Below are 12,366 nucleotides of genomic sequence, written 5' to 3' on the forward strand. Positions count from 1 at the left end.
ATCACGCCTTCCCAGGGTTTTCGGGCGCGATCGAAAAGCGCCATTCGGGGCGATCGGCAAACGTCCAGCGCGTCGAGCGGTCACGCGGATCGTCATGGCGCGTGTGGCGGCGTAGCCGGTTGCTGGCCGGTCCATCGCCGGCCTCTTCGACACTGACGACCTGCAGCCGCGTCCCCTCCCGGGCGATCGTCCGGGAGACGGCTTCAAACTGCGTCCGGAAGGCCGTGACCACGGTTTGCGCCGGCACGATGCGCGGCACCAGCGGATGCGACAGCGGGCAGGATTTTCGCCCGAGATAAAGCACGAAACGCGGGGTTTCGAAGGCCTTGCGAAGCGTTTCCAGCGCCAAGCCGTCCTCTGCCCGCCCCGACAGGCGATAGGCGCCCTGCCAGAGACCATCGGCACGGTAATGGCGCCGCGAAATCGAGGTTTCCAGATGCGCTGTCTTTGCCAGCGCCTCAGCGCGGGTTGCCGCCCCCTTGCCCGCCTGATGCAGGGTCTGAAAGGTGTGAAAATCGGCAAGCGGATTGCCTCGCTCATAAAGGCCGGCGGCCGTCACCAGTCCCCGCGCCAAAAGCGCCTGCCCTTGCACATCCTCACGCTCAATACCGAGTGCTGCGGCCGCCAGCCCGATCAGCGCCGAGCGGGTGGGCAGGTCGGCGCTGTCGCGCTCGGCATTGCCGGCATTTTCGCCAAAACTGCCAAGCGGTGCCCGAAGGCAGATGACCAGCCAGTCCTGCATGGCGCTATAGCCCCGCAGCGGCAAAGGCTGCGACCTCATCCAGCGTTGCGGCATCGTTGCGCCCGACCTGAAGCGTCAGATCTTCGGACCAGGTTTTTCCGTAGGCCGTTGCAAAATCCTGACGCTCTTTTTGCAGCGCAAGGATCGCGTCCGACACGAAATCCGGTCCCGCCACCGGCCGCGTAAAGGCGCCGAACAGGTTGAGCGGCTGGCCATCGCCCTTTTCCGCCAAAATGAATTTCGCGCGCGTGTGATTGGCATAGGAATTGATCTTGCCGCCGGGCACTGCCATCGAGACGGCATGCACCAGCGCATCAAGGCCGCGCGCGGCAAGTGCCGTGTCGCCTGCCAGATTGCGCACGAGAAGCGGCCGATCCACGCAGACATAGAGATAATAGACGCCCGATCCGAAGCCCGCCTCGCCGACGAAGCCGGCACCGGCATCTTCCGAAGGTTTCTTCAGGTCGTCAACGGCGGTGTAGAAATCGTCCTCGATCGTCACGCGGTTGACGGTGATCGCATGGGCCACCTGGACGGCGGCATCGCGGTTCAGATCGGCATTGTCGGCCAGCATGCGGCCGAACATGGCAATATCAACGGCCCCGTCGGCAGCGCGCATCACCTGCTTTGCGAGGTCCTTCTTATCCTTGCCGAGATCGCCGCCGGCAAACGCCTTTTCCGCAAGCGCAAGCGCCGCCGCCCGCTCATCGGGAGATACGAAGGCAAGCTGCTTGGTGCGCGCCCTGTCCACATCCTTCTTGTCCTCGATTGCGCCGAAGACCGGCACAATCTCCTTGGCAATGGCAACTGCACGCACGCTGTCGGCCCCCAATCCTTCCAGGTGGGCAATGATCTCCTCGCCCATGCGCTGCGTGCGCTTGCCCGTATGGCCAGTCAGCGCCGCCTCGAAGGCGGGATGGATGCGGATCGCCCGCTTCAAAGCCTGGCTGGAGATGCGCTGGCGCGGCACGCCACCGATCAGCGCCGATTTCGGCCGTCCAAGGTCATCACGGTTGGGGTTGGAGACCGGATATTCGGTGAGGATGTGCAATTGCAGAAAGCGGCTCATGCCGGGGTCTCCTCGGGCTCTGAAAGGGGGGCGGCCGGCGATTGCTCGCGGGTGGTGCCGTAATAATCGAAGGTCCAGCGAATGCGGGTGTCGTTGGAAAACGTCAGCAGATCGCGCACGAAGCCGCGCACATTAAAGGGGGTGTCCTTCACATGCGCCAAGGCTCGACGCAGCGCCGTCATCTGTTCTGCGCCGTCCGCTCGGTCCATGGCGGCCATCAGCGCCTGAAAGCGCAGGGGCGAGAGTGCAGCCCTTTCGCCATCTGCCGCAGCACCCAGCGCACCAGCAAAGGATTTGCCGCCCTTGCTGTCACCGCGGCTTTCACAGATCACGGCCGCTGCCACGGCAAGACGCTTCAGATGCGCATCACTCATCTGCGCAGGCGAAGCACCCTTCTCGCGCAGCAAGGCCAGAAATTTATGGAAGGCGGGCAGCAACAGCACCTGAAACGGGCTGTCGGCACGGCGCAGCGCCGCGCGCGCGCCGGCATCGCCCCGCCGTCCCGACGTCTCGTCGGGATAGAGCGCACGCCACCATGTCATGATCGCCTGCACTTCGATATCCCGATCGGATGGCGTCGTCATGCGCTTTGCTCCTCGGTGGCCTTGCGGGATTTTTGAAGCTTTTGCGGCGCAACCGGCTGCTCGATGCCAAGCGCTGCTGAAACCTTGCCGAAATCGCCAAGTGCGGCGCGCAGGCGCCGATAAGCATCGGTGACGCGCAAGGCCACCTTGATATCGGCAGCATCCGCCAGAAGCGCCGTGGCATGGAGATCAAACAGATCAAGCGCCGTGCGCCGGATCAGCGCCAGCCAGCGCTTGCGGCTTTTCTGATCATCAGCCTGATCACTGGCCTGATCTTGCAAGACAATGGCCTCGAGAGTGGCGTGAAACGCATCATCCGTGCGCTCGAAAAAGGCGTCCGTCGCCTCCTCGAACACACCGCTGTCGGTGGACGTCTTGGCCCCATCGCCAAACAGCGCAAGCTTCAGATTGGAGCGCAGAAGGCTTGCCGCCGCATCGCCGGCATCGGCGAGCGCAATCGCCAGCCGCGCAAGTTCATGCGCTTTGGTCTCGTCCTCGGCCAGATGCAGCGGCTGCACGGATTGCAGAAAAGTGCCGGCCTCCATGTTGTTCATGGCCCAGCCCGCCGCCATCAGCCGGCAGGCGGCATAACCGTCACGCCGCAGTGTTTCAGCCCGCGCGCCAAGCGCCGAGACCGGCTCGGCGGGAAACGCAGCATGAACCTTTTCCGCCCGCCCGATTGCCGCCCCCACCCAGTCCCGATAACCGAAACGGCTGGATTTCGGCTTCACCGTGTAGGGAAGCTCGGTTTCCTTGGCCTGCCGATAAGGCGTCAGCGGATGGCGCCAGGCGCCATAATTCACACCCCATGGTTTTTGGACGAAGCCGGTCACCAAAGGCCCGACCTCCCCGGTCAGGGAACAGGCGCCCTCCCCGCCGGTCACCAGACGAACCCGGCGCGGCATTCCAAAAAAAGCCTGCAGGGAATGCGCACGCGGATCGGTCTGGCTGATTTCCAGTGGCGGCTTGCCCTGCGAGGTCAGCGTCGAAGCAAGCCAGGGCAGCGCCCGCGGCAAGTCTTCATCGCCCAGATAGCCGGCGCCGGACGCCACCTGCGGCAGGTTTGCCAAAAGCACGCGCCACAGCGGTGCGGACGAGGATGTATCCGCCCTGTCCGGCCAGAGAAGCGTGGTCATCGGCCCGCCCCCGCGCAGCGACGTGCGGTTGCCGGCACCGCCGGACGGGGCAAATTGCTGAAGCGCGTAAAGCGCAATGGCCGCCGCCTGCACCCCGAGCGCCGGAAACCGGCCACGATGGGTCAACAGATCGGCATTTTTCTTCTGGCCATTGATGCCGGGCGTATCGATGAACAGCGCCTCGATCTCGTTCACATCGCCCTCGACGGGATCGAGATCCTGCAGGAAGCGCGGCCCGCGCCCTTGCGCATCCCCGGCAAGATTGAAGGCGAAGGACAGTGCGGTCAGCCGCTCCGACAGATCGATATCGCTCGTTGCCCGCCAGATCGCCGTCCAGTCGCCATGGTCCTCGGGCTGATAGGCGAGCGTCAGCACGCCGATGGCAAATTCGAAAGCGGCGATATTCAGATCACCCCGCGGCCAGTCGAAGGCAACCGGGTAGTCCCCGTCTTCTTGTCGCAAACCCTCGAACGCCACCCAGCGGCGCGCGCCGAGCCTAGTCACCACAGGGAAAAACTTATCAGAAAGAAGGTTGAACGCGCAGGCGCCAACGGACATCAGAGCATTCCCCCCGGAAAGTTCAGTATTATCTGAGTACTTCAATTTTTTATTGAATTTACGACACGCTATCCGCACAGATTGTAGGATGTCAAGAAGATGACTGGTTTTCATCACTGGAAATACGTGTATCTGTGGCAGTCAGAACAGCGATGACCGATGGCGGTCTGTTTCAGAGGCCTATAGGCGACTTTCTTTGGGTGATATCCCCGCGCATGCGGGGAACACTTATATCCGGCGATCCACAAGGCCTGCAGCTTCGGTTCATCCCCGCGTGTGCGGGGAACACGCCGAAGATGCGCCATGGGGCTGCGAAGTCCTCGGTTCATCCCCGCGTGTGCGGGGAACACTTCCACAATTCCATATAAAAAGCAGCATCTTCCGGTTCATCCCCGCGTGTGCGGGGAACACGGCAGCTCTCATTGCGTGACGAGTGGGAGAAGCGGTTCATCCCCGCGTGTGCGGGGAACACGTTCCGAGGGCCTTGGTAGCCTTGTCAGCAGACGGTTCATCCCCGCGTGTGCGGGGAACACTTAAGGTGCAGGGGTTTGGCTGTATCTGACGCCGGTTCATCCCCGCGTGTGCGGGGAACACTCTTCCTGGAAGCGCCTGAATTGAATGGACAATTTCCTCATGGATTTGTCTACCGGTTTTTGGGGGCAAAAAACACGTCTTCCTTTTCGCCCACGTCACCAAGAGACCGGGTGAAATTTCGCCGCCCTGCCGGGCCTCAGGCAAGGCGACTGCCGGGCGCTTCAAGAGCCTCCGGGCGCAGCAAGCCCGATCCCTCGCGATAGACCAATCCATGCTCTCCAAGCGTCAACAGGTTGCCATCCGTACCAACCGCGTAAAGGGGCATGGTTTGCTCCCATTCCGGCCAGCTGGCGCGCACGGCATCCACCACCCCGGCATTGGCGGCAACGGGCAGTGCAGAATGATCGGATGCGCCCTTGCCGGCAAGCCAGCGGGTGCGCACGGACATCTCGCTGAGCGCCCAGTTCAGCGCGTCGGACGCGCCTTGCCGGCATACGAGCGGCACGAGCGTCGAGCCATCATATTTTCCCAGCCGCAGCGTCACGGTTTTTTCGCCAAGCCGCGTGCCGATCTCTTCGTCGGCCGACACATCACGCAGCCCCGCATAGCCGTCTCGCGGATCAATCGTGTTGTGCCTTGCCAGGTGCCTTGCGGCAAACTCCACGCCGGCGGATTCGCCGTGGGCCCTGGCAAAACCGTCCGGCAGGTCGTCATCATCCGTCCGATAGGCCGCCTCGACCAGCCCCCTCAGGTCTGCAGGGGTTTTAAGGCAGCCGCGCCCCAGCAGATCGCGTGCGGTGCGCCAGAGAACACCGGGCAATCGATAGGTATAGGCCGCCGGCCCCAGCGTTTCCTTCAGCCAGCCAGCATCGGCGGCCGCGGAAAAGTCCGGCGAGAGAATATGCAGGACGGGCGCCTTTATGGGCCGTTCCTTGCGGGCGTGGCGCCACAGGCGCCCGGCGCGCTGGATGAGGAGATCCACTGGCGCCAGATCAGACATCATCACATCGAAATCCAGATCAAGGCTCTGCTCCACAACCTGTGTTGCCACCAGGATCTGGCCGGCACGGGCCGGCGGCTCGCTCTTTGGCCCAAAGAGCCGCAGCACCCTTTCCTCGATTGCCATCCGATCGCCAACCACGAAGCGGGCATGAAACAGCGTCAAGCGGTCGGGGGGATGGCCGGCGAGGGCAAGGGCGGCATGGACGGCAATGGCCGAATCCACCGCATTGCAAATGATGGCGACCGAGGCGCCCTTGCCGGCCGCATCAAGTGCCAGCGCAACGCTTGCGGCGCGATCATCCAGCCTTGCGATGTCGACGCGACGCGACAGGGCGCTGAGCGCCTCCACCGGAATTTCCTCCAGTTCACACTCGCCGCCATAACGTGTCAGCAGCGGATAGGCCTGCGAGAGCGCCCGGCGCTTCAGCGGCCCGGCATTGCGGTCTTTCAGCCCCCGCCCGCACGCAAAGGCAAGGATCAGGTCGCGCCGCATCCTCTCGCCCAGCGTCGCCGACAGAATGATGACGGAGCCGCCGAGCCGTGCCTGCATCTCGACCAGCGTTTTCAGTTCCTCGCCCATATAGGCATCGCAGGCATGGGCCTCGTCAACAATCAGAATACGGCCGGCAAGAGCATATTGACGAAGGGTCAGGTGCTTCTTCGGCAGTATGGAAAGAAAGGCCTGGTCGATCGTGCCGGCACCGGCATCCGCAAAGAAGGCCTTCTTGCGCCCATCGCCGATCCAGGCGTTGAACCGCTCCGATACCGTGTCTTCCCGCCCGTCGCCTCCCGCAGGACCGGCTACGCCATCATGAGCCAGATTATCGAGTGCCAGGGCAAGCCCGGCCTTGCCATGGGCCAAAACCAGCGAGGCCGGCCGCTCTTCTGTGTCTTCGAACAAGCCCACCATGGCCGCGTCCAGCCGCCCATGCATGGCATTGGCCGTTGCCATGGTGGGCAGCGCCACATATATCCCCTCGCCCTGCCCTTCAGCCATCATCCGTGCGGCCAAAAGCAACGCGGCCTCTGTCTTGCCGGATCCGGTTCCGTCTTCGATCATGATCAGATGCGGCTCTTTGCCAATCGGCAGGTCTGCGGCGGCCACCTGCATCGGCCGAGGCGCCTTGCCCGCCTGCGGCGAAAGGCAGGACAGAACCGCAAAGGTTTTGGGCCGCGCCGGCACCAGCCCCTTTGCGCGCAGCGTGTCTTCGGCGCGCGCAAGCGCCAGAGGCCAGTAGTCCGCAAGCGGCATCTGCGGATCTTCGAAGGCAAATGCATCGCTGTCGGAACCGACCCAGTCGGCAAGCGTGATCAGACCGTTGAGGCTGAACGAGAAGGCCTCGATGTGAGCCGCAGACGGCGTTGCAATCGCCGCCGGCAGCAAGAGATCCAGAACCTCCTGGCAAAGCAGACGCGCAATCGTGATGCAGGGATCGCCTATGGCCGCACGGTGAAAGACGGCGTTTCCGCCCAGATAATCCCCTCCCGGCGGCCTACCGTGGTGACCAGCGACCGCGGCAATCATCTGGTCACCGGCGAAAAGATCCGGCAGTCTGGCCTCCAGCATGAGGCGTATGGCACCATCGCCCAGCAAAACGGCGGTGGCCTGCCAGTGGCTGATCGGCCGGGCAGATGCCGGCATCTTCCCGAGCGCACCGGCCGGCCAGAATTCTGGTGCCTGCGCCTGAAACCATGGTGAAATCTTGCCAAGATCGTGCAGAGCAGCAAGTGCGATACAAAGCCGAGCATGCTCCGGCGGCACCAGCCCCGTCATTACGCTTTCGCGCTGCAACCGCCCCGGATTGGCCGCCAGATACCGGTCCGTCACCGCCGCCACATCCAACAGATGATGGCCAACAGGTTTGTAGCGCGCAGGCGCCATCTCCCGAGACGGCTTGCCAAGATGCGTCTTGGCCCAGAACATGGAATGCATTGCCATCGTAGCCACCCCTCGTGCAGCTTCGGCAGCTTATGCGCCAGCCTCAACCCGCTTCTTTTGCCACAAATCCAACGTCGAATCCGAAAAGCCGACCAATTTTTTTCATTGTTTCCAGCGTCGGGTTTGCTGTGCCGGCCTCGATCTCTGCAATTTGTCGGCGTGTCAGACCGATCACCTTTGCAAATTCGTCTTGACTCATACCGATCCCCTTGCGGAGTTCCGCAACGCCTCCGGGCAACCGTAGCTGGCCGCAGCGCGCTCGCTCAGCTAGCGTTCGTCGGTTCTCCAAAATTTCATCTTTCGATGGCTTGACCTGCCACTAAACTTTCATCCGGCGGCGATTAGAGCCTCGGCGGTTTTTGATATGCCAAATGGGGCGGTGGGAGCAACCGGCGGAAACGCGAAGCTTCCACATTGCGTAGCGTTGGAGCCGGTTGCGGCGATGGTCCCGGCATAGGCTGCCGGGGTCTGGTATTCGAGCGATGAGTGTGGCCGGAAATTGTTGTAATCGTCGGCCCATTCCGCAATGGCGCTACGGGCATGATCAAGGCCGAAGAACAGGTTTTCGTTCAAGAGCTCGTCACGCATGCGGCCGTTGAAACTCTCGACATAGCCGTTTTGCATTGGTCTTCCCGGCGCGATGTAGTGCCACTCGACCTTGTGATCCTTCGACCATGCAAGGATGGCATTCGAGGTGAGTTCGGTCCCATTGTCGGAGACGATCATTCCTGGTTTGCCCCGCCGTTCGATGAGTGTCGTCAACTCGCGAGCAACACGACGGCCAGAGATCGATGTGTCCGGGATCGCCGCCAGGCATTCGCGCGTGACGTCGTCGACCACATTGAGGATGCGGAAACGCCTGCCGCACGCAAATTGATCGTGGACGAAATCCATTGACCAGCGGGCATTGGCCTTTGCTTCAACGAGGATCGGCTGACGCGTGCCAACAGCGCGACGCCTGGCTTTGCGCTTGCGCACGGAAAGACCCTCCTCGCGATAGAGCCGGTAGATGCGGTTGACGCCGGATGGCTCTCCCTCCCGCCGGAGCACGATGAACAGCCGCCGGTATCAGAAACGCCGTCGCTGGTTGGCGAGGTCGCGCAGCTTCATTCGCAATTAGGCCTCCGGCGGTCGGCAGGACTGATAGCGTATCGTCTTGCGGTCGGCGGAAATGATCTGGCAGGCCCGCCGTTCCGAAAGACCCATCACGGCCTTCAGATGCGTGACGGCTTCACGCTTGGCGACGGGCCCTACCATTAATGGGATGGTCCGCCTCGTCCTCCTGCTGCACCATGAGGCTGTCAAACCGAAGGAGGTTGCAATGCCACAACGCAATGTGCCGCGTCCCGCCGCGGTCTACGGAATTGATATCGGCAAGAACATATTCCACGTCGTCGGTCTCGGAAACGACGGAGCGCCAGTCCAGAAGGTTCGTTTTCGACGCGACACGCTGCTGCAATTCTTCGAGCGCGCAGCGCCAGCGATTGTAGGGATGGAATCCTGCGCTGGCTCCCAATGGATAGCCAGGAAGATACAGGCGCTCGGACATAAGGTGCGGCTGATCCCTGCGCAATTTGTGAAGCCCTACGTAAAATCGAACAAGACCGACATCATCGATGCGGAAGCGATCGCTGAGGCAGCCACGCGCCCAACGATGCGGTTTGCCGCGCTAAAGAGCGAGGAGCAGGCTGATCTTCAGGCTCTGCACCGGGTGCGGGACCAGATGATCGGAACGCGAACGCGTCTGATCAATCAAATGCGAGCCTTCTGCCTGGAATACGGGATCGCCCTACGCCAGGGCGCCGGTCTGTTCAAGGTCGACCTGCCACAGGTGCTCGAAGACCAATCAAACGACCTTTCGTCCGCGATGCGTAAGTTGCTCGCAGATCTGTTTGCCGATCTACGCCAACTGGAGCAACGCATTGGCGACATCACGAAGGAGATCGAGGCAATTGCCGCCCGGGAAGATGTTGCGCGCCGGCTGATGACAATACCCGGCATAGGAGCATTGGGAGCCACCGCACTTCTGGCAGCCATTGGGAATGGTCGGCAATTCCAAAAGGCCCGCGATCTGGCTGCGTGGCTTGGCCTTGTGCCGCGGGAATACTCGACCGGAGGGAAGCAGAAGCTCCTCGGGATCAGCAAGCGAGGCAACCGGTATGTCCGTAAACTGCTGGTCCACGGTGCCCGATCCTGCTTTCGTCATCTTGACCGAACAAGAGATCGATTGGGCAGTTGGCTCGATGGCCTCCAAGCCCGGATGCATCCCAACAAGGCCGTTATCGCACTCGCCGCCAAAATCGCGCGGATTGTCTGGGTTATTCTGACCAAGCCTGGAGCGCTCTACGAACGCAGGGACCCTGCGTTCGCCTGACGCTACTGGCTCGATTGCAAGGCTCGGGAATAGTGATGACGAAACAGTGGATCAACATGCCGTAAGTCCTGTGCAAAAAAGCGGGCTTCGTGCCCGAACCATTTATTGGGAACGGCGTGTGCGGATCTCATCATGGCCTGGCTGCAACCGCAGCCCACTCGCGAGAGGCCGGATACATTTATGCAACTGGAATCGTCATTTACGATGTCGCGAACCCTTGCACGGACGGGGCGGACCATACATTTTTTGCAAGAAGCTCGCGAAGCGCGGCAACATCCAACATCTGCTCGGCCAGCAGTTTCTTCAGCTTCGCATTCTCCTCTTCAAGCGCCTTCAGACGCTTTGCCTCGGACACTTCCATGCCGCCGTATTTGGCCTTCCAATTGTAAAATGTCGCTTCTGAAATTCCGTGCTTGCGGCACAGGTCAGCCGCCTTTGCCCCAGCCTCCTGCTCACGCAGCACACCTATGATCTGCTCTTCCGTAAATCTCTGCTTCTTCATTCGTCCGTCCTCTGATGGGCCGGACTCTAACCAATTCTGGAGGAAATTCGCAGTGGCAGGTCAGCCCAACTTTAATGGTTTCGAGCCGGGCTCAAACCAATTGTGAGACAGCTTCAAAGCCTCCTCAAGATGAGCGCAGGAAACTGTTTTTGAAGGGGTGAGTTGGATAGGCGGTGCACGCACTTTTTGACAGGGCTTCCGGAATTTTCATTTTTCCGTTTTTGGCTGTCAAAATTCCGAAAATTCGCGTCCGGCTACACCGGCTACAAACAACATCCGAAGACAGAAATGGTGGGCCCGGAGGGACTCGAACCCCCAACCAAGCGGTTATGAGCCGCCGGCTCTAACCATTGAGCTACAGGCCCAGACCCTGCGTAAGGCAGGGTGCGGCGGCATGCAATGGTTCAGGCCGCCCGCTTGGGTTCTGGCTCTAGCCCAAAAGTGCGGCAGCCACAAGCCACCGCCGCATTGGCTTCACAATCAAAGGGCAGTGATGATCACCTAATCACAAGGCTGCCGGTCGCAACCGGTCGTCATTCCTGCGGAGGATATCCCATGCCGGCGCTTTCACACATCTCCAAGACCCCTGCTCTTCTGGCGCTTGCCTGCGTGCTCGGCGCAGGCCTTGGCGCCCCGCATCTGGCCATGGCTCACCCCCCCGCACCGGCAGCGTCTTCGCCTATGAACACGTCTATGGCAGAGGCACCCACAATCAGCGTCACTGGCGAGGGCCGCGCCGCAATGGCGCCCGATATGGCCGTGATTTCGCTCTCTGTCGTGCGCATGGGCGATACGGCGCAGGCAGCGCTTACAGACAACAATGCGGCAATGACGGTGGTGATGGAGGCGCTTCGTGGGCAGGGCATTGCCGAACGCGACATCCAGACGAGCGATTTCTCGATCTTCCCCCGCTATAGCCAGCCTGACCCCATCCGCCCGCAGGATGGCAGCGAAATGCCGAAAATCACCGGCTACCAGGTGTCCAACAGCCTGACAGTCAGGGTGCGCGATCTCAAAAAGCTTGGGGCCCTGCTCGATCAGTCGATCAAGCTTGGCATCAACCAGGGCGGCCAGATCAGCTTCACCAATGCCGATCCGAAGGGCGCCATGGATGAGGCGCGCCGCAATGCCGTGACGGACGCCATGGCCAAAGCAGCAACGCTTGCGCAAGCGGCCGGGGGCTCGCTCGGCCCGGTGATCTCCATTGTAGAAAGCAGCTTGCGGCCCGAACCCATGCCGCTGATGCGCTCCATGGCCATGGCCAAGGAGGCCGATAGCGTGCCGGTCGCCAGCGGCGAAAACACCTATATGGTTCTGGTGGAGATGAAGTTCTCGCTGGCGCCTTGAAGGCAACAGGACTGGACAGGCAAGAAGGCCCGCAGATGGATGATCTGCGGGCCTTGAGACTATATGGCGGTAATGGCAATTGCCAAAGCCAGCGTCTGACTATCGGCAAACGAAGACGGTCGAATTAACGACGGATCAGCGGGCAACCACGCAGATTGGCAAATACCGCCCGGTCGCGGCCGCCACGGTCAAAGCCTGCCACCACCACCACGCGGCGGTTCACATCCACCACGCGTGCCCGGCGAATGCCCATGCGGGCGGCCTTGTCTTCCGCCAGGCGCGGCGAGCAGATGTCGGGACGAGCCGGAGCATCCGGGCGATGACGCGGGCGATCATAGCCACGATCCTGCCCAGGATATTGCACCAGGATCTGCACATCCGAGCCGGCTGCGGATGCGGCCGAAAACGGTGCGGCAAAGCCCGACACGGTGATCAGGGCGGCAAGAACTGCCTTGGCGAGAAATTGTTTCATCTGATGTCCTCCAGCATGGTCATGGCACCAGTTGCGCCATGGAGGTTCATCTAACGGCATGGGGCTGAACAGGTTCCGAACTCCCTGTTCAGGCGGTGTTCAGTGTG

At 61.6% G+C, this 12,366-nt stretch carries 9 protein-coding genes, 1 tRNA gene, 2 pseudogenes and 1 CRISPR repeat array; of the genes and pseudogenes, 2 read left to right on the top strand and 10 right to left on the bottom strand.

Features of this window, described 5'->3' with window-relative positions; genetic code table 11:
- Position 1: 1 nt before the first annotated feature.
- The 7 genes and pseudogenes from cas5e to E8M77_RS08875 form a co-directional block, all read right to left on the bottom strand.
- Positions 2-781, bottom strand: a complete 780-nt coding sequence (cas5e, locus tag E8M77_RS08845) for a type I-E CRISPR-associated protein Cas5/CasD (RefSeq protein ID WP_170975796.1) — start codon at positions 779-781, stop codon at positions 2-4.
- Positions 747-1,811 (bottom strand): type I-E CRISPR-associated protein Cas7/Cse4/CasC, encoded by a 1,065-nt coding sequence (gene cas7e, locus E8M77_RS08850; RefSeq protein ID WP_137130258.1) that lies wholly within the window; start codon positions 1,809-1,811, stop codon positions 747-749. The genes cas5e and cas7e overlap by 35 nt, the downstream gene beginning before the upstream one ends.
- Positions 1,808-2,395 carry a type I-E CRISPR-associated protein Cse2/CasB gene (gene casB / locus E8M77_RS08855; protein WP_137130259.1) on the bottom strand — a complete coding sequence of 196 codons (588 nt, stop codon included), beginning with the start codon at positions 2,393-2,395 and terminating at the stop codon, positions 1,808-1,810. Before casB ends, cas7e begins: the two co-directional genes overlap by 4 nt.
- Complete coding sequence (casA, locus tag E8M77_RS08860; protein WP_170975797.1) at positions 2,392-4,089, bottom strand: type I-E CRISPR-associated protein Cse1/CasA; 1,698 nt, start codon at positions 4,087-4,089, stop codon at positions 2,392-2,394. The genes casB and casA overlap by 4 nt, the downstream gene beginning before the upstream one ends.
- A 199-nt stretch (positions 4,090-4,288) precedes the next feature.
- Positions 4,289-4,683: direct repeats of the CRISPR family, unit length 29 nt; unit sequence CGGTTCATCCCCGCGTGTGCGGGGAACAC.
- 136 nt (positions 4,684-4,819) lie between these two features.
- The gene (gene cas3 / locus E8M77_RS08865) at positions 4,820-7,564 is read right to left on the bottom strand and encodes a CRISPR-associated helicase Cas3' (RefSeq protein ID WP_137130261.1); all 2,745 of its coding nucleotides are present in this window, start codon (positions 7,562-7,564) and stop codon (positions 4,820-4,822) included.
- A 43-nt stretch (positions 7,565-7,607) separates the two neighbouring features.
- The gene (locus tag E8M77_RS08870; protein WP_137130262.1) at positions 7,608-7,856 is read right to left on the bottom strand and encodes a helix-turn-helix transcriptional regulator; all 249 of its coding nucleotides are present in this window, start codon (positions 7,854-7,856) and stop codon (positions 7,608-7,610) included.
- A gap of 35 nt (positions 7,857-7,891) precedes the next feature.
- A pseudogene (locus E8M77_RS08875) lies at positions 7,892-8,821 on the bottom strand (IS3 family transposase); the annotation flags it as partial.
- Positions 8,822-8,885: 64 nt separating this feature from the next.
- Between E8M77_RS08875 and E8M77_RS08880 the strand changes: the two are divergent.
- Positions 8,886-9,938 (top strand): IS110 family transposase, encoded by a 1,053-nt coding sequence (locus tag E8M77_RS08880; RefSeq protein ID WP_137130263.1) that lies wholly within the window; start codon positions 8,886-8,888, stop codon positions 9,936-9,938.
- Positions 9,939-10,182: 244 nt separating this feature from the next.
- Here the strand turns inward: E8M77_RS08880 and E8M77_RS08885 are convergent.
- Both E8M77_RS08885 and E8M77_RS08890 read right to left on the bottom strand, forming a co-directional pair.
- Positions 10,183-10,440: pseudogene (locus E8M77_RS08885) on the bottom strand (transposase); the annotation flags it as partial.
- 289 nt (positions 10,441-10,729) lie between these two features.
- Positions 10,730-10,805 (bottom strand) — tRNA-Ile (locus E8M77_RS08890).
- A 190-nt stretch (positions 10,806-10,995) separates the two neighbouring features.
- Here E8M77_RS08890 and E8M77_RS08895 point away from each other — a divergent pair.
- Positions 10,996-11,787 (top strand): SIMPL domain-containing protein, encoded by a 792-nt coding sequence (locus E8M77_RS08895; RefSeq protein ID WP_137130264.1) that lies wholly within the window; start codon positions 10,996-10,998, stop codon positions 11,785-11,787.
- A 124-nt stretch (positions 11,788-11,911) separates the two neighbouring features.
- Here E8M77_RS08895 and E8M77_RS08900 read toward each other — a convergent pair whose 3' ends face one another.
- Positions 11,912-12,259 (bottom strand): hypothetical protein, encoded by a 348-nt coding sequence (locus E8M77_RS08900; RefSeq protein WP_137130265.1) that lies wholly within the window; start codon positions 12,257-12,259, stop codon positions 11,912-11,914.
- Positions 12,260-12,366 lie beyond the last annotated feature (107 nt).

This window comes from Rhizobium sp. FY34 (assembly GCF_005222845.1).
Lineage (GTDB): Bacteria > Pseudomonadota > Alphaproteobacteria > Rhizobiales > Rhizobiaceae > Neorhizobium.